14 protein-coding genes are annotated in these 16,841 nt (G+C 61.3%); all 14 read left to right on the top strand.

Features of this window, described 5'->3' with window-relative positions; all coding sequences use genetic code 11:
- Positions 1 to 6 precede the first annotated feature (6 nt).
- On the top strand, positions 7 to 975 hold the full coding sequence (rsmH, locus tag EDC30_RS09835) for a 16S rRNA (cytosine(1402)-N(4))-methyltransferase RsmH (RefSeq protein ID WP_132258652.1): 969 nt from the start codon (positions 7 to 9) through the stop codon (positions 973 to 975).
- On the top strand, positions 972 to 1,244 hold the full coding sequence (ftsL, locus tag EDC30_RS09830; RefSeq protein WP_132258651.1) for a cell division protein FtsL: 273 nt from the start codon (positions 972 to 974) through the stop codon (positions 1,242 to 1,244). Before rsmH ends, ftsL begins: the two co-directional genes overlap by 4 nt.
- Positions 1,241 to 3,019, top strand: coding sequence for a peptidoglycan D,D-transpeptidase FtsI family protein (locus EDC30_RS09825; protein WP_132258650.1), 1,779 nt, complete (start codon positions 1,241 to 1,243; stop codon positions 3,017 to 3,019). The genes ftsL and EDC30_RS09825 overlap by 4 nt, the downstream gene beginning before the upstream one ends.
- Positions 3,019 to 4,563: a UDP-N-acetylmuramoyl-L-alanyl-D-glutamate--2,6-diaminopimelate ligase gene (locus EDC30_RS09820; RefSeq protein WP_132258649.1), complete on the top strand. Its 1,545-nt coding sequence runs from the start codon at positions 3,019 to 3,021 to the stop codon at positions 4,561 to 4,563. The genes EDC30_RS09825 and EDC30_RS09820 overlap by 1 nt, the downstream gene beginning before the upstream one ends.
- On the top strand, positions 4,560 to 5,909 hold the full coding sequence (locus tag EDC30_RS09815) for a UDP-N-acetylmuramoyl-tripeptide--D-alanyl-D-alanine ligase (RefSeq protein WP_424446911.1): 1,350 nt from the start codon (positions 4,560 to 4,562) through the stop codon (positions 5,907 to 5,909). The genes EDC30_RS09820 and EDC30_RS09815 overlap by 4 nt, the downstream gene beginning before the upstream one ends.
- 83 nt (positions 5,910 to 5,992) lie before the next feature.
- Positions 5,993 to 7,162 carry a phospho-N-acetylmuramoyl-pentapeptide-transferase gene (gene mraY / locus EDC30_RS09810; RefSeq protein ID WP_132258648.1) on the top strand — a complete coding sequence of 390 codons (1,170 nt, stop codon included), beginning with the start codon at positions 5,993 to 5,995 and terminating at the stop codon, positions 7,160 to 7,162.
- A gap of 19 nt (positions 7,163 to 7,181) precedes the next feature.
- Positions 7,182 to 8,681 (top strand): UDP-N-acetylmuramoyl-L-alanine--D-glutamate ligase, encoded by a 1,500-nt coding sequence (gene murD, locus EDC30_RS09805; RefSeq protein WP_132258647.1) that lies wholly within the window; start codon positions 7,182 to 7,184, stop codon positions 8,679 to 8,681.
- The gene (ftsW, locus tag EDC30_RS09800) at positions 8,678 to 9,883 is read left to right on the top strand and encodes a putative lipid II flippase FtsW (RefSeq protein WP_132258646.1); all 1,206 of its coding nucleotides are present in this window, start codon (positions 8,678 to 8,680) and stop codon (positions 9,881 to 9,883) included. The genes murD and ftsW overlap by 4 nt, the downstream gene beginning before the upstream one ends.
- Positions 9,880 to 10,959 carry an undecaprenyldiphospho-muramoylpentapeptide beta-N-acetylglucosaminyltransferase gene (murG, locus tag EDC30_RS09795; protein WP_132258645.1) on the top strand — a complete coding sequence of 360 codons (1,080 nt, stop codon included), beginning with the start codon at positions 9,880 to 9,882 and terminating at the stop codon, positions 10,957 to 10,959. The genes ftsW and murG overlap by 4 nt, the downstream gene beginning before the upstream one ends.
- Positions 10,960 to 12,360 carry a UDP-N-acetylmuramate--L-alanine ligase gene (gene murC, locus EDC30_RS09790; RefSeq protein ID WP_132258644.1) on the top strand — a complete coding sequence of 467 codons (1,401 nt, stop codon included), beginning with the start codon at positions 10,960 to 10,962 and terminating at the stop codon, positions 12,358 to 12,360.
- Between the two features lie 21 nt (positions 12,361 to 12,381).
- Positions 12,382 to 13,368, top strand: a complete 987-nt coding sequence (locus tag EDC30_RS09785) for a D-alanine--D-alanine ligase (RefSeq protein WP_132258806.1) — start codon at positions 12,382 to 12,384, stop codon at positions 13,366 to 13,368.
- A gap of 18 nt (positions 13,369 to 13,386) precedes the next feature.
- Positions 13,387 to 14,151: a cell division protein FtsQ/DivIB gene (locus EDC30_RS09780; protein ID WP_132258643.1), complete on the top strand. Its 765-nt coding sequence runs from the start codon at positions 13,387 to 13,389 to the stop codon at positions 14,149 to 14,151.
- A 1-nt stretch (position 14,152) separates the two neighbouring features.
- Positions 14,153 to 15,385, top strand: coding sequence for a cell division protein FtsA (ftsA, locus tag EDC30_RS09775; RefSeq protein ID WP_132258642.1), 1,233 nt, complete (start codon positions 14,153 to 14,155; stop codon positions 15,383 to 15,385).
- Between the two features lie 147 nt (positions 15,386 to 15,532).
- Positions 15,533 to 16,729, top strand: coding sequence for a cell division protein FtsZ (gene ftsZ, locus EDC30_RS09770; protein ID WP_132258641.1), 1,197 nt, complete (start codon positions 15,533 to 15,535; stop codon positions 16,727 to 16,729).
- Positions 16,730 to 16,841 lie beyond the last annotated feature (112 nt).

Below are 16,841 nucleotides of genomic sequence, written 5' to 3'. Positions count from 1 at the left end.
ACCGAGATGAACGCTGAGCAAGCGGTGCCAGGATTCCAGCACCGTACGGTACTGTTGGAAGAAGCGGTCGATGCGCTGGATATCGCCGGCGCGCGTGCGGCTGGCTGGTATGTGGACGGCACCTTCGGGCGTGGCGGCCACAGTCGCCGCATTCTGGCGAATCTGGATGCGAATGGTCACTTGCTGGCCTTCGATAAGGATATGCAGGCGATCGCGGCGGCAAAGACGATCGCCGATCCGCGCTTTGCAATCGTGCACGGCAGTTTTGCGGGCATGCGTGAAGCGCTAGGGGAGCGTGGTGTAGGGCAAGTGCAAGGGGTATTGCTGGACCTGGGCATCTCTTCGCCGCAAGTCGATGATGCGGCAAGGGGTTTCAGTTTTCGGGCGGACGGCCCGCTGGACATGCGCATGGACACCACACGCGGCATGTCGGCGGCGGAATGGCTGGCGGTCGAAGACCAACGAACTATCGAGAAAGTGATACGGGACTATGGGGAAGAACGGTATGCTTTTCAGATTGCAAAGGCGATTACTGCTCGCCGGGCAATCGAGCCAATTTCAAGCACACGACAGCTTGCCGAGATCGTGGCACACGCCGTCAAAACCCGCGAGAAGGGCAAGGACCCGGCAACTCGCACATTTCAGGCTATCCGGATTTACATCAATAAAGAGCTTGAAGAACTCGAAATAGGGCTCGAAGCGGCGTTCCAGCTTCTGGCGCCAGGGGGGAGAATGGCAGTGATCAGCTTTCATTCGCTGGAGGATCGGATTGTCAAGCAGTTCATGGCCGGCAAGGCCAGACTGCCGCAGCCCGACCGTCGCCTGCCGATTCGTGCAATCGACCTTCCCCAGCCGAAGCTGAAACTGCTCGGTAAGGCCAAGCCCTCCGACGCCGAAGTCGCCGCCAATCCGCGCGCGCGCTCAGCCGTGCTGCGCGTGGCCGAGCGCCTGCCTGAGACTGGAGGGCGGGCATGAGCGGCCGCATCAACCTCTTGCTGACTGCCTTGCTGGTCGGCTGCGCGCTTTCCGTGGTCACTGCGCAGTACAAGGCGCGCCAGCTCTTCATCGAATTGGAACGCGCGCAGGCTGCGGCGCGCCAGCTGGATATCGAGTGGGCGCAATTGCAGCTCGATCAATCCACGCTGGGCAAGCATGCGCGCATCGAAGCCAATGCCCGGCGCGACCTCGGCATGGTGGCGCTGACGCCGGCGCGTGCCCAATACCTGACGGCGGGGACGCGATGACGCGGGCGACGACACGTTCCGGTAGCGCATCCCGCGTGGCGGCTTCCAAGGGATTGCCTTTCTCTTCCAGCCCGGTATTGGCGGTGAAGCTGCCGTCATGGCGCTCGCGCCTGGTGTTGTTCCTGCTGTTCGCGGCATTTGTCGCGCTGATCGGGCGCGCCTTGTGGCTACAGGGGATTTCCAACGAGTTTTTGCAAAAGCAGGGTGCGGTTCGCTATGCCCGTACGCTCGAGCTTCCGGCCACGCGCGGCAAGATCACCGATCGCAACGGCCAGGTGCTGGCCTCTTCACTGCCGGTCAAGGCGATCTGGGCGATTCCCGAGGATGTGTCTGAAGCGCCGAAGGACAAGCTGCGCGAGCTGGCGCGCTTGCTGGAGATGAACGAGCGCGATCTGCAATCCAAGCTCGATTCCGACCGCAGCTTCGTGTATCTCAAGCGCCAGGTCGAGCAGGATATCGCCGACAAGATCGTCAAGCTCGGCATCTCCGGCATCTATACCCGCAAGGAATACAAGCGCTTCTACCCGCAGGGCGAAGTGATGGCGCATATCGTCGGCTTTACCAATGTCGAGGATGTGGGGCAGGAAGGCATCGAGCTGGCGGCGCAGAAGAGCCTGGCCGGCACCACCGGCAGCCGCCGCGTTATCAAGGACCGGTTAGGGCGCATCGTCGAGGATATCGAAGCGATCCGCGAGCCGCATGACGGCAAGGACATGGTGCTGTCACTCGACAGCAAGATCCAGTACATCGTCCACACGCAATTAAAAGAAGCGGTCGAAAAGAACAATGCCAAGGCAGGCGGCGTCGTCGTGCTGGACGTGAAGACTGGCGAGGTTCTGGCGCTGGCGAACCTGCCGACCTATAACCCGAACCAGCGCTCCGGCCTGACCGGCGCGCAGCTGCGCAACCGCGTGCTGACCGATACTTTCGAGCCGGGTTCGGCCATGAAGGCTTTCACCGTGGCGCTGGCCCTTGAACATCGCCTGGTGACGCCCTCGACCCCCATCCAGACCGCGCCGGGACGCCTGACGATCGGCACGGCGACCATCGGCGACGCGCATCCGCATGGCGTCCTGTCGGTGTCGGAAGTGATCCAGAAATCCTCCAACGTCGGCACCGCCAAGCTGGCGCTGCAGATGCAGCCACAGGAAATGTGGGAGATGTTCACCACGCTCGGCTTCGGCCAACAGCCGCGCGTCGGCTTTCCGGGCGCGGTGGCGGGTCGCGTGCGTCCCTACAAGTCGTGGCGGCCAATCGAGCAGGCGACCATGAGCTACGGTCACGGCATGTCGGTGTCGCTGCTGCAGCTGGCGCGCTCCTACCTCGTGTTTGCGCGCGACGGCGACCTCATTCCGGTTACCTTTCAAAAGCTTGCCGAGCCGCCGGTTGGACATCGCATCTTTAGCGAAAAAACGGCACGCGACATGCGCGCCATGCTGGAATCGGTAACGCAACCCGGCGGCACCGCGCCGCAGGCCCAGGTGCCGGGCTACCGTGTGGCCGGCAAGACCGGTACCGCGCTCAAGATCGTCGGTGGCCACTACGTGAAGAAATATGTGGCGTCCTTTGTCGGCTTTGCACCGGTTTCCAATCCGCGCATCGTGGTCGCAGTGATGATCGATGAACCTACCGCCAAATCCTATTACGGCGGCACTGTCGCGGGGCCTGTGTTCGCGGCGGTGGCTGCCAATGCGCTGCGGGCGTTGAATGTGCCGCCGGATTCGACGGTGACCGACATCATCGTGCCGAAAGACACAGTGCAGGAGAGCTTGTGATGAGCGCGACGATGCTGGCAACTATGTGCAAAGACGATGTGACGGCATGGCTGCGCAGTGTCGCGCCGGCTGCGCGACTTGCAGCCGATTCGCGTGCCATTGCGTCGGGTGACGTATTTTTCGCCTATCCGGGCGAGGCAGCGGACGGGCGCCGTTTCATCGCGCAGGCGATTGCAGCCGGCGCTGCCGCAGTAGCGTACGAAGCCAAGGATTTTGCGTGGAAAGATGAATGGCAGTTGCCGCATCTGGCAGTCGGCGGATTGAAAGACCGTGCTGGTGACATTGCGAATGCCTATTACGCCCAACCCGACCGCGATATGTTCGTGGTCGCGGTGACCGGCACCAATGGCAAGACTTCTTGCACCCAATGGCTGGGCGCGGCGCTGTCGCGTTTGGGCATGCCGACCGGCGTGATCGGTACGCTCGGCACCGGTATCTACCGTGGCGGCAATGTGCCGGAATTTTCTACGACCGGCAATACGACGCCTGACGCCTTGCTGCTGCAATCCTGCCTGCATGGCATGCGTAACGAAGGCGCGACGGCGCTGGCGATCGAGGCTTCCTCCATCGGGCTGCTGCAACGACGCATGGCAGGCATGCACGTGGACGTGGCAGTGTTCACGAATCTGACGCGCGACCATCTGGACTACCACGGCGACATGGCGGCTTATGAAGGGGCCAAGACCATGCTGTTCAATTGGCCGGGCTTGCGCCACGCGGTATTGAATCTCGATGACGAGATGGGGCAGCGCCTGGTGAATCATGTGCGCGAGAAAAAGTCCGAGACCGCGATCATCGGCTACACGCTGAATGGTGCGACAGCAGAAGGCGCCGCAGTGCTGCAGGCCAGCGAAATCCGCACTACACATGCGGGCACGGCATTTTTCCTGGACTCGCCGTTCGGCTCAGGCTTGGTCAAGACACAGATGGTCGGGCATTTCAATGTCAGCAATGTGCTGGCGATTATCGGCTCCTTGCTGGCCAAAGGCGTGGAGTGGCGCGCGGCCATTGCAGCGGTCGAAGCCTTGAACGCAGTGCCCGGCCGCATGCAGCAGCTTGGCGGACAGGATGCGCCATTGGTGGTGATCGATTACGCCCACACGCCGGATGCGCTGGAGAAGACATTGGCGGCGTTGCGGCCGATCGCCCAGGAGCGCCATGGCGCGTTGTGGTGCGTATTCGGCTGCGGCGGTGACCGCGATCCGGGCAAGCGCCCGCAAATGGGCAAGGCGTCCATGCTGGCCGACCATGTGGTCGTTACCAGCGACAATCCGCGCAGCGAAGAGCCGGCGGACATCATTGCGCAAATCATGCAAGGAATGGAAGGTTTGGAAACAATGAAGCATGCGCCGCAAGCGATCGAAGATCGCGCCGGCGCCATCCTGTGGGCAGTCAAGCACGCAGAGAAAAACGATGTGATTCTCCTGGCCGGCAAAGGCCACGAGACTACCCAGGAAATCAAGGGGCGCAAGCTGCCATTCCTCGATGCCGATCACGCCGCGCTGGCTTTGGCCACGCGCGCCATGCAAGGAGCCGGAGCATGATGCGCGCGACATTGACCCAGTTATTGCCGCACCTGACCAGTGCCCGCCTAACGCAGGATGTCGCTGTTGCCGGCGTATCGACCGACAGCCGCAATGTCGCTGCCGGCAATCTGTTCGTGGCGCTGAAGGGCGAGCGTTTCGACGCCCATGAATTCCTCGAGCAGGTGGCGGCACAGGGTGCGGCGGCTGTGGTGGCGGAGCGGGTGCCGGAAGGATTCTCGCTGCCGGCGCTGATCGTGCCGGATACGCGCGTGGCGCTGGGTGAAATCGCTGCCTGGTGGCGCCGGCAGTTCAGCATGCCGGTGATCGGTGTCACCGGCAGCAATGGCAAGACCACCGTCAAGGAAATGATTGCCTCGATCCTGGCTGCGGCGCATGGCGCCGAGCATATCCTGGCGACGCGCGGCAATCTGAACAACGATATCGGCGTGCCGCTGACGGTGTTCCGGCTGGATGCCGGCTGCCGCGCGGCGGTAATCGAGCTGGGCATGAACCATCCGGGTGAAATCGCCGTCATTTCGGCAATCGCCCAGCCGATCGTCGGCCTGGTGAATAACGCCCAGCGCGAGCACCAGGAATTCATGGCTAGCGTGGCGGCAGTCGCCGAGGAAAACGGCGCGGTGATTCGCGGCTTGCCGGAAGATGGCGTAGCCGTATTCCCCGCCGACGATCCATTCACTCCGCTGTGGCGCGGCTATGCCGGCAGCCGCCGCGTGTTGAGTTTTGGCTTCAATCCGGAAGCGGAAGTGCGCGGCAGTTATGTGCCGAATACCTTCGGCAGCGATGTGACGATTACCTTCCAGGGACAGTCATTTGGCGTCAAGCTGGCCGCAGCAGGCGAGCATAACGTGCGCAATGCACTGGCGGCGGCCGCTTGTGCGCTGGCCATCGGCATCGACGCTGATGGCGTCAAGCGCGGCCTGGAATCCTTTGCCCCGGTCAAGGGCCGTCTGCAGCGCAAGGTGGCAGGCAATGGCGCGCTGGTGATCGACGACACCTATAACGCCAATCCGGATTCCGTGCGTGCCGCCATCGATGTGCTGGCGCAAGCAAAAGCGACACGCTTGCTGGTGCTGGGGGACATGGGGGAAGTGGGAGATCAGGGACCGCAATTTCACCAGGAAGTCGGCGCGTATGCCGCTGCGCGCGGCATCGAGCGTCTGTTGACTCTGGGTGAGCTGGCGCAGCACGCCAGTGCCGCATTCGGCAATGGCGCCATGCATTTTGCCGACATCGAGGAATTGAATGCCGCCGCCAAAGCGGCGCTGATGCCGGAGGCTACCGCGCTCATCAAGGGGTCGCGTTTCATGAAAATGGAACGCGTGGTGGATTATCTGATTTCGTGAATTGCAGGACAGGGTAAAGCGCAGCAGTACTCTGCCCTTTATTAAATAATTAAATTTAAAGATCAATTAGGAAGTTCAACAGCATGCTGCTCTGGTTAGCACAATATTTTCAACAGGACGTCGGCACTTTCCGAGTGTTCAACTTCATCACGTTCCGCGCGGTGTTCGCCACGCTGACGGCGTTGCTCATCGGCCTGGTCGCCGGCCCGGCGGTGATCCGCATGCTGACTCGCCTGAAGGTCGGTCAGGCTGTACGCACCGACGGCCCGCAGACGCATTTGATCAAGAGCGGCACGCCGACCATGGGCGGCGCCCTGATTCTGATCGCCATCGGCATCTCTGTGCTGTTGTGGTCCGACTGGAGCAACCGTTTCATCTGGCCGGTATTGATCGTGACGCTGGGTTTCGGCGCCATCGGCTGGGTCGATGATTACCGCAAGGTGGTTTACAAAGACCCGAACGGCATGCGCTCGAAAGAGAAGTATTTCTGGCAATCGCTGATCGGCATTGCGACCGCCATTTACCTGGCATTTTCCGTGTCGGCACCGGGCAACAGCGGCGTGTGGGAGCTGTTCATCGCCTGGGTGAAGTCGGGCCTCAGCATGGACCTGCCGCCCAAAGCCGACCTGATCGTGCCATTCTTTAAAACCATCAGTTATCCGCTGGGCGTCTGGGGCTTCATTGCGTTGACCTATTTCGTCATCGTCGGCACCAGCAATGCGGTTAACCTGACCGATGGCCTGGATGGCCTGGCCATCATGCCGACCGTGATGGTGGGTAGTGCGCTCGGTTTGTTTGCTTATCTTACCGGCAGTGTTACCTATGCCAAGTACCTTTTGATTCCGCATATTCCGGGTGCAGGCGAGCTGCTGATTTTCTGCGGGGCGATGGCTGGTGCCGGCCTGGCTTTCCTCTGGTTCAACGCGCATCCGGCGCAAGTCTTCATGGGTGACGTCGGTGCCCTGGCATTGGGCGGCGCGCTGGGCACCATCGCCGTGATCGTGCGCCAGGAAATCGTCCTCTTCATCATGGGTGGCATCTTCGTGGTCGAAACGATTTCGGTGATGGTGCAGGTTGCCTATTTCAAGTTCACCAAGAAGCGTTATGGCGTGGGCCGCCGCATCCTGCTGATGGCGCCGCTGCATCATCACTATGAGCAAAAGGGCTGGAAAGAGACGCAAGTGGTCGTGCGCTTCTGGATCATTACCATGATGCTGGTGTTGTTTGGGCTGTCTACCTTGAAGTTGCGATAAAAAAGCTAAGGACAGGCAAGTGGATTATCAAGGCAAAAAAGTTCTGGTACTTGGGCTCGGTGAATCGGGCCTGGCGATGGCGCTGTGGCTGGCGCGCTGCGGCGCCGCCGTGCGCGTTGCCGATACGCGTCCCACGCCGGAACGCTTGCCGGCATTGCAGGAACAAATCCCGTCGGCTGAATTCGTGGCCGGTCCATTCGTGGCCGCTCTGCTGGATGAAGTCGATTTCGTGGCGCTGAGCCCGGGCCTTGCACCAAACCGGGAACTGGCGGAGATTGTGCCGGTTGCTGCCGAGCGCGGCATACCGCTGTGGGGCGAGATTGAATTGTTTGCCCAGGCGCTGGCGGCACTGAAAGAACAGCGTGCTTATGCGCCGAAGGTCATCGCCATCACCGGCACCAATGGCAAGACAACTGTCACCAGCCTGACCGGCTTACTGTGCCGTCGTGCCGGCCTGAGCGTGCAAGTCGCCGGCAACATCAGCCCGGCTGCGCTCGATGTGTTGCGCGATGCCATGGATAACGACAGCCTGCCGCAAGCCTGGGTGCTGGAATTGTCGAGCTTTCAGCTCCACAGCACCTACAGCCTGCAGGCGGATGCCGCGACCGTCCTCAATGTCACGCAAGACCATCTCGACTGGCACGGCGACATGCAATCCTATGCCGCCGACAAGGCGAGGATTTTCGGCGCGACGACGGTGCGCGTGCTCAATCGCGACGATGCCTGGGTAATGCGCATGGCATCGCCGCAAAGCGTCGTGCATAGCTTTGGTGCAGGCGCGCCGGATGAGGCCAACAGCTTTGGCCTCATCGAGGAAAATGGCATGCAGTGGCTGGCCATGGCTGAAGCCGCCGAGGAAAGCGAAAAGAAACGCCGCAGGAAGGGCAGCGAGGAAGAGCAGCAGCTGGCAGTGAAGCGCCTGATGCCCACCGATGCGCTGAAAATTCGCGGTCGTCACAATGCCCTGAATGCGCTGGCAGCATTGGCCCTGTGTCGGGCGATTGACTTGCCTTTGGCGGCGCTCTTGCATGGCTTGCGCGAATACGCAGGAGAACCGCATCGCGTCGAGCCGGTGGCTTGCATCGGTGAAGTGGATTATTACGACGACAGCAAGGGCACCAATGTCGGCGCCACCGTCGCTGCGCTGGTCGGCCTTGGTTCCGGCATGGTCGACAGCGGCAAAAAGCTGGTGCTGATTGCCGGCGGTGACGGCAAGGGTCAGGATTTTGCGCCGCTTGCCGAGCCTGTGGCTCGCTATGTGCGTGCCGTCATGTTGATCGGCAAGGATGCCGGCGCCATTCGCGCTGCATTGAGCGAGACAAACGTGGAAATGGCGGATTTCGCCAGCCTGCGGGAAGCGACCATGCGTGCGGCCGAACTGGCGCAACCGGGCGACGCGGTGCTGTTGTCGCCGGCATGCGCCAGCCTGGATATGTTCAAGAACTATGCTCATCGGGCGGAAGTATTCATCGACACGGTGCGCGACATCGCGGCTGCGCGCGGCGAGGTGCTGGTATGAAATTCGCCCTGCCATCCTTTGCCAGCGCCGCCGCCAAGCCGGTTCCCGGCATGGTGCAGCGCTCGCGCATGATGGAATATGACCAGCCGCTGGTTTGGGTGGTATTGCTGCTGATGCTGCTGGGGATGGTGATGGTGTATTCGGCATCGATCTCCTTGCCGGATTCGAACAAGTACGCCAATTACAAGAACTACCACTTCCTCGTGCGGCAGGCAGCTTTTATCTGCGTCGCCCTGGTCGCCGGCTTGTTTGCTTTCCGGGTTCGCATCGAAACCTGGCAGAAGCTCGCGCCCTACCTGTTTGTCGGCGTACTGGTCCTGCTGGTCATGGTCCTGATCCCGGGCTTGGGAAAGGGCGTTAATGGCGCCAAACGCTGGCTGTCGCTGAAGGTCTTTAATGTCCAGCCTTCCGAAATGATGAAGCTGGTCATCGTGCTGTATGCCGCGGACTACACGGTGCGCAAGCAGGAATACATGCATAAGCTGACCAAAGGCTTTCTGCCGATGATGGCGGCGGTCGGCTTCGTCGGCTTGCTGCTCCTGCTGGAGCCGGACCTCGGCGCATTCGGCGTGATCGTCTGTATCGCCATGGGCATCCTGTTCCTGGGCGGGATCAACGGCGTCTGGTTCGGTGGTATCGCCGCTACGCTGGTAGGGATGTTCACCATGGTGATCCTGCTGTCGCCCTGGCGGCGCGAACGGATTTTTGCCTACCTCAACCCGTGGGAAGAGGAAAACGCCCTGGGCAAGGCTTACCAGTTGTCGCACTCGCTGATTGCCTTTGGCCGCGGCGAATGGTTCGGCGTCGGCCTCGGCGGCAGTGTCGAAAAACTCCACTATTTGCCCGAAGCGCACACAGATTTTCTGTTGGCTGTCATCGGAGAAGAGCTCGGATTCGTTGGTGTCATGGTGGTGGTGGCGATGTTTTACTGGATCGTCAAGCGGGCTTTCGAAATCGGCCGCCAGGCGATCGCCGTCGACCAGACTTTCGCCGGCTTGACTGCCAAGGGCATCGGCATCTGGATCGGCGTGCAGGCGTTCATCAACATGGGCGTGAACCTCGGACTGTTGCCGACCAAGGGATTGACCTTGCCGCTGATGAGTTATGGCGGATCGGGAGTGCTGATTAATTGTGTGGGTTTAGCGATTTTGCTGCGAATAGATTTTGAAAACCGGGTTCTCATGCGCGGAGGCCGCGTATGAAACGCCTGCTCATCATGGCAGCCGGCACCGGCGGGCACATCTTCCCGGGCCTGGCGATCGCCCAATCCATGCGCGAGCGCGGCTGGGAAGTGTCCTGGCTCGGCACGGCGCACGGCATGGAGCGCGACCTGGTGCCCAGGCATGGCATCGAGATGGATGCCATTCACTTCGCCGGCCTGCGCGGCAAGGGATTGCGCCATACCGTGTCCGGCATGGCAAAGATGGCGGCAAGTTTTGTTTCATGCTTCCGCATCATCGGGCGCAGGCAGCCGGACGTGGTGTTGGGCATGGGCGGTTACGTGACGGTGCCGGGCGGCCTGATGGCGAAGCTGCGTGGCGTGCCGCTGGTTTTGGTGAATGCTGATGCCGCGCTGCTGCTATCGAACAAGACATTGGCCAGCTCGGCGAATCGGGTGTTGTTCGGCTTTCCGGCTGACTTCGGCAAAGCCGCCGGCAAGGCGGAAGTCACCGGCAATCCGGTGCGTGCAGAAATTTTGAATTTGCCGTCTCCGGCAGAGCGTTATGCCGGGCGTACGGGCCCGCTGCGTATTCTGGTAGTCGGCGGCAGCCTGGGCGCAAAGGTGTTGAACGAGTGCGTGCCGCAGGCATTGGCAATGATTCCCGCCGAGTCGCGCCCGGTGGTGGTGCATCAGTCCGGCAAGCAGCATATCGAGGCTTTGCGTGCGTCGTATGAGGCGGCAGGCGTGCAGGCGGAAGTCCTGCCCTTTATCGATGACATGGCGCGCCGCTATGCCGAGGCCGACCTGGTAATTTGCCGAGCCGGCGCCATTACGGTGTCGGAGCTGACTGCAGCCGGCGTGGCCAGCGTGCTGGTGCCGCTGCTGGCGTCGACGACGACGCACCAGCGCGACAACGCCGTCTGGATGGCGCAGCAACAAGCCGCCATTCACCTGGCGCAAACGGAATTGAATCCGCAAAGCCTGGCGCAGCTGCTGAAGAAACTGACACGGGAAGATTGCCTTGACATGGCCAAGGCAGCCTATGAAAACGGCCGGCGCGACGCCAACCAGGCGATTGCGCAGGTATTGGAACAAGTCGCATCAAAGCGAGATTGAATGAAACATAAAGTCAAAAGCATCCATTTCGTCGGCATCGGCGGCAGCGGCATGAGCGGCATCGCCGAGGTGTTGCTCAACCTCGGCTATACCGTGTCTGGCTCGGATCTGGGCAGCAACGCCGCGACGCAGCGCCTGACCAGCCTTGGCGCACGCGTGGTGCTGGGACATGCGCCGGAAAACATCGGCGACGCGGATGCCATCGTCACATCCACGGCGGTGAAAGCGGACAATCCGGAAGTGATCGCAGGACGCGAAAAGCGTATCCCGATCGTGCCGCGCGCCGTCATGCTAGCTGAACTGATGCGCCTGAAGCAGGGCATTGCGATCGCTGGCACCCACGGCAAGACGACGACGACCAGCCTGGTGGCCAGCGTGCTGGCCGAAGGCGGGCTGGACCCGACTTTCGTGATCGGCGGCCGCCTGACTTCCGCAGGCGCCAATGCCAAGCTGGGTTCAGGCGACTTCCTCGTGGCAGAGGCCGACGAGTCGGATGCCTCGTTCCTGAACCTGTCGCCATGCATCGAGGTGATCACGAATATCGATGCCGACCATATGGAAACCTATGGCCAGGACTTCGGCAAGCTCAAGCAAGCCTTCGTGGAGTTCACGCAGCGCCTTCCGTTCTATGGCGTGGCCATGCTGTGTCTGGACGATCCGCATGTGCGCGAGATCATGCCGCAGATTTCCAAGCCGGTCATGACCTATGGCTTTCATGAAGATGCGCAGGTGCGCGCGGTCGATGCGCGCGCAGCCGACGGTCACATGGAATTCACCGTGCTGCAGGACGGCTACGATCCGCTGCCGGTGCGTCTGAATCAACCCGGCATGCATAACGTGCAAAACGCCTGCGCGGCGATTGCAATCGCACGCGAGCTGGAAGTGGATGACGCCGCGACGCAGAAAGCGCTGGCGGAATTCCGCGGCGTTGGCCGCCGTTTCACCCGCTATGGCGAAATCGCGATTCCCGCGCGCGATGGCAAGGAGGGCGGCACCTTCGCGCTGGTGGATGATTATGGCCACCATCCCGTGGAAATGGCGGCAACCCTGTCGGCAGCGCGCGGCGCTTATCCCGGCCGCCGCCTGGTGCTGGCTTTCCAGCCGCACCGCTATACGCGCACGCGCGACCTGTTCGAAGACTTCGTCAAGGTCATGTCGAGCGTGGATGCGCTGGTGTTGAGTGAAGTGTATGCGGCAGGCGAACAGCCGATTGTCGCCGCCAACGGACGCGCGTTGTCACATGCCTTGCGTGTCGTCGGAAAAGTGGCGCCTGTCTTTGTTGAAAACATCGTCGAGATGCCAGACACCATTCTGGATGTCGTGCGCGACGGCGACGTGGTCATCACCATGGGCGCAGGCTCGATCAGCGCCGTGCCGGGGAAGCTCGCGCAAAGCGCATGAGCAAGTGAAACGCAAATGAATATGGATGACAAGAACATGTCAAAGGAATTCGGAAAAGTCGGCGTGCTGTACGGCGGTCGTTCAGCCGAGCGCGAAGTCTCGCTGATGTCGGGCGCCGGCGTGCTGCAAGCCTTGCAGAGCAAGGGCATCGATGCGCATGGCTTCGATACGGGCCTGCGCAGCATTGCCGAGCTGGCAGCGGAAAAATTCGATCGCGTATTTATCGCGCTGCATGGCCGCTACGGCGAGGATGGCACGCTGCAGGGTGCGCTGGAACAACTGGGAATCCCATACACCGGCTCCGGCGTGATGGCATCGGCCATCGCCATGGACAAGGTCATGACCAAGCGCATCTGGCTCTCGAACGGCCTGCCGACGCCCGGATTCAGGGTGTTCGACTCGCAGTCGACGTCGGCTGCTGATTTGCAGCTGGCTGCCGATGAGCTTGGCTTGCCGCTGATGCTCAAGGCCCCGCATGAGGGCTCGACCATCGGCATCAAAAAAGTTAACAGTGGGGTAGAAGTGACGCCGGCATTTGCCTATTGTGCCAAGTATGACGAGGTAGTGCTGGCCGAGGAATTCATCACCGGCCGTGAGCTGACCGTGCCGGTGCTAGGCCGAGGCCGCAATGCCCGCGCGCTGCCCATCGTGGAAATCCGCGCGCCGCAAGGCAACTACGATTACCAGAACAAGTACTTCAGCGACGATACGCAGTATCTCTGCCCGGCGCCGCTGGATGCGGAATTGACACAGAAGATCCAGGCCATCGCCGTGCGTGCATTCAACGCCGTCGGTTGTGCCGGATGGGGACGTGTCGATTTCATGCTGCGCGCGACCGATAACGAGCCATTCCTGCTGGAGCTCAATTCGTCTCCCGGCATGACCGGCCACTCGCTGGTGCCGATGTCGGCCAAGGCATCCGGCATCAGCTACGAAGATTTGTGCGCGGAGATTTTGCGTTCGGCGGCGCTGGAGCTGCACGCCTCGCAAGACTGGAAAGCGGAATAAGGGCAGAGCGAAACCATCATGTGGCACGACGTCAAAATGTTGAATGCGGCAGCTGGCACCTTGTTCGGCCTGTTCGTGCTCGCATTGCTTGGCGGCGGCCTGTGGTGGGTGGCGCAGCGGCCGATGTTCACGCTGACGGAAATTCGCATCGAAAGTGCGGATGGCAAGGAATTGCGCAAGGTGAGCACATCGACCATCCGCAGCACGGCAGTGCCCCGCATCAAGGGCAATTTTTTCACTGCCGATCTGACGGCAGTGCGGGCCGCATTCGAAGCGGTGCCCTGGGTGCGCAAGGCGGCGGTGCGGCGCGAGTGGCCCAACGGCCTGGTGGTGACGCTGGAAGAGCACGTGCCGCTGGCGACATGGGGGCAGGATGGACGCCTGTTGTCGGTGCAGGGCGAAGTCTTCGTCGCCAATCTGGCGGAAGCGGAGGAAGACGGCGATCTGCCCGAATTCGCCGGGCCGAATGGCACGGAAAAGGAAGTGCTGGCGCGCTACCGCGAGCTGCAGGACTGGTTTGCCACTGTTAGCCTGGTGCCGGAGGTCGTGCAACTGTCCAATCGTTATGCCTGGACGATAAAACTGAACAATGGCATGACCGTGGAGCTGGGCCGCGAGCAGAGCAGCACCACGCTGAAGGAAAGAGTCGAGCGCCTGGTGGCGGTATATCCGCAACTGGTGGCAAGGCTGCAGGACCGGATCGAAAACGTCGACATGCGCTATCCGAACGGCATGGCATTGAAGGCAGGTGGTCTGGCATTGGGAACGGGGAAAACGAAATAACATGACAAAAGACGCAAAAAATCTGATCGTCGGTCTCGACATCGGCACATCCAAGGTGGTGGCAGTCGTGGCCGAAGTGATGCCCAATGGCCGACATGAAGTGATTGGCCTTGGCCAGCATGAATCGAAGGGCTTGAAAAAAGGCGTCGTGGTGAATATCGAAGCCACCGTCGAATCGATCCAGCGCGCCCTCGAAGAAGCCGAGCTGATGGCCGACTGCAAGATCCGCAATGTCTTTACCGGCATCGCCGGCAGCCATATCCGCAGTTTCAATTCCAGCGGCATGGTGGCGATCAAGGACAAGGAAGTCACCGCCACCGACGTCGCCCGCGTGATCGAGACGGCCAAGGCGGTCAATATCCCCACCGATCAGCAACTGTTGCACACCGTGCCGCAGGAATTCATCGTCGACAGCCAGGAAGACGTGCGCGAGCCGATCGGCATGAGCGGCATCCGCCTGGAAGTCAAGGTGCATATCGTCACTGGCGCGGTGTCGGCAGTGCAGAACATCGTCAAGTGCGTGCGCCGCTGCGGCCTGGAAGTCTCTGACCTGATCCTGCAACCGATGGCTTCGGCCGAGGCGGTGCTGACGTCGGATGAAAAGGAACTCGGCGTGGTGCTGGTCGATATCGGCGGCGGCACCACCGATGTTGCGGTATTCACCGAAGGAGCGATCCGCCACACGGCCGTGATTCCGATTGCCGGCGACCAGATCACCAACGATATCGCCATGGCGTTGCGCACGCCGACCGCGGAAGCCGAGGAAATCAAGCTGCGCTATGGCGTCGCCAAGCAAGTGCTGGCCGACCCGAACGATACGCTGGAAGTGCCGGGCCTCGGCGACCGCGGTTCGCGCACCTTGTCGCGCCAGGCGCTGGCGGCGGTGATCGAGCCGCGGGTCGAGGAATTGTTTGCATTGGTCCACCAGGTGGTGCGCGAATCGGGCTACGAGGAAGTCCTGTCATCCGGCATCGTCCTGACCGGCGGTTCGGCCATGATGCCGGGCATGGTCGAGATGGCCGAAGATATTTTCCTGAAGCCGACGCGCCTCGGCACGCCGGAATACAGCGGCCAGCTGGCGGACGTGGTGCGCAGCCCGCGCTATGCCACCGTGCTGGGCCTCTTGCTGGAAGCGAAGAAGCAATACCTGCGTGGCCACATCGTCACGCGTCAGGATGGTTCGGTAAAGGCAGTCTGGCAGCGCATGAAGGAATGGTTTTTGGGTAACTTCTGATTAAGCATGCTGTGAACAACTAATCAGAAAAAGATAGCAGTTCTGTTTTGAAGTTTTTTATTTAACCACTCGCAGTTAGCAGTTGCTAGTCGCCACTCACGTGGTGCCTAACGACTGGAAACTGCATATTAATAATAGGGAGTCATCATGGAAATCGATATGCTGGATAACGCATCTCTGGGAACAGTGATCAAGGTCGTGGGTGTCGGCGGCGCCGGTGGCAATGCCGTTCAGCACATGATCAACAAGGGTGTCAGCGGCGTGGAATTCATCGCCGCCAATACCGACGCGCAGGCGCTGACGCAATCCAAGGCACACAATGTCATCCAGATCGGCGAAACCGGCCTGGGCGCCGGCATGAAGCCGGAAGTCGGCCGTCAGCTGGCGGAAGATTCGCGCAACCGCATCGAAGATGCCCTGCGCGGCGCGCACATGGTCTTCATCGCCGCTGGCATGGGCGGCGGCACCGGTACCGGCGCTGCGCCGATCGTCGCGCAAGTCGCCAAAGAACTCGGCGCCCTGACCGTGGCCGTGGTATCCAAGCCATTCTCCTATGAAGGCAAGAAGTGCATGGAAATCGCTGACGAAGGCCTCGAAGCCCTGAGCCAGCACGTCGATTCCCTGATCGTCATCCTCAACGAAAAGCTGGAAGAGATCTACGAAGACGACAGCATGATCGAATGGCTGCAGCATGCCGACGATGTGCTGAACAACGCCGTTGCCGGTATCGCCGAGATCATCAACGTGCCGGGTCATATCAACGTCGACTTCAACGACGTCAAGACCATCATGGGCGAGCAGGGCAAGGCGATGATGGGTACCGCGACTGCGTCCGGCATCGATCGCGCCCGCATCGCTGCCGAGCAAGCCGTGGCCTCGCCGCTGCTGGACGGCATCGACCTGTCCGGCGCGCGCGGCGTGCTGGTCAATGTGACCGCCAGCCGTAACCTGAAGGGTAAGGAAATCAAGGAAGTCATGGCTACCGTGCGTGCCTTCGCTGCTCCGGACGCGTCCATCGCTCAGGGTATCGCCTACGACGACGCCATGGGTGACGACATCCGCGTGACCGTGGTCGCAACCGGCCTGGGCCGTGCGCGCAAGAACGTGCAACTGGTGCAAACTCCGATGCTGCGCACCGGCACCGACAATGCGCCGATCGCAGCCATGGGCGGCGCGCAAGCCAACGGCGGCATGATGCAAGGCGCAGCCACGCCGGCATTCGAAGGCTTGAAGGCGCCGGCCGTGTGGCGTCGCGAGTCGGCTTCGGAAACCGTGCGTGCTCTGGAAAAGAATGGCATGGAAACCTACGACATTCCTGCCTTCCTGCGCAAGCAAGCTGACTGATGCAGGCATGCTTTGCTCTGCAGGAAACTGCGGAACAAGGCATACTGCGGTTCATGCGCCGCGCCCCGTCCGGGATACCGGGCCGGTGGCGCGGCTTTTTTATTTCATAAAG

This window comes from Paucimonas lemoignei (assembly GCF_004342585.1).
In the GTDB taxonomy this organism is placed as follows: Bacteria; Pseudomonadota; Gammaproteobacteria; order Burkholderiales; family Burkholderiaceae_D; genus Paucimonas; species Paucimonas lemoignei.
Note: the sequence above shows the minus strand (reverse complement) of the source record. Positions and strands in the feature narration are given on the sequence as shown.